This window comes from Vibrio sp. 1580 (assembly GCF_033340055.1).
This window is the reverse complement of the sequence record NZ_JAWOVT010000715.1, coordinates 1-521: the sequence shown is the minus strand read 5'-3', so window position 1 is coordinate 521 and position 521 is coordinate 1. Positions and strand designations below refer to the sequence as shown.

General features: G+C 42.2%; 1 protein-coding gene. It reads left to right on the top strand.

Annotated features, from left to right (window positions below; translation table 11 throughout):
• The first annotated feature begins 102 nt into the window (after positions 1-102).
• Entirely contained in the window at positions 103-333 is a 231-nt protein-coding gene (locus tag R7093_RS28000) for a hypothetical protein (RefSeq protein ID WP_005483298.1), read from the top strand.
• The last annotated feature ends 188 nt before the right edge of the window (positions 334-521 follow it).

The window sequence follows — 521 nt, the reverse complement described above, 5'->3', positions numbered from 1 at the left end:
TGAAACGTAATTAATCAATCTTAGTGATATCAATTCGCGATACGAAGTGAGAATTTATGTTCCATACTTTCAAAGGTATGACTTTTATTTCGGGAGAAAATGATGAAAGTATTTACTATGGATGACCTCTCATACCGAGGTGCTCATAAAGGCGTACACAGCTGGGATCACCCAGCCAGCACAACGCCTTACTACTGGCACCCTGACTGGTTACATATTGCAGAAGACGCGCTAGGTGTGCACAAAACAGCGGATCTAGTCGTTCCAGAAGGTGAAACACCAACAGAAGAGCACGCAAAAGAGGCGATTGTTAAGCACATTAATGGTGAATAGCCAGAAGCGAACCTTCTGTTATGCAAGGTTGAGAGCCTTTTGGAACAAAACATGTCTGAATGAGAACTGTGCATCATCGTGAGCAACCTATCCACAGGATGAGTAGATTGCTATCACATTATTTTTCATGCCATCTGTTACATTTAGAGGCTAATGGTGATGCACAGCTCAACTCATAGACTATGAGA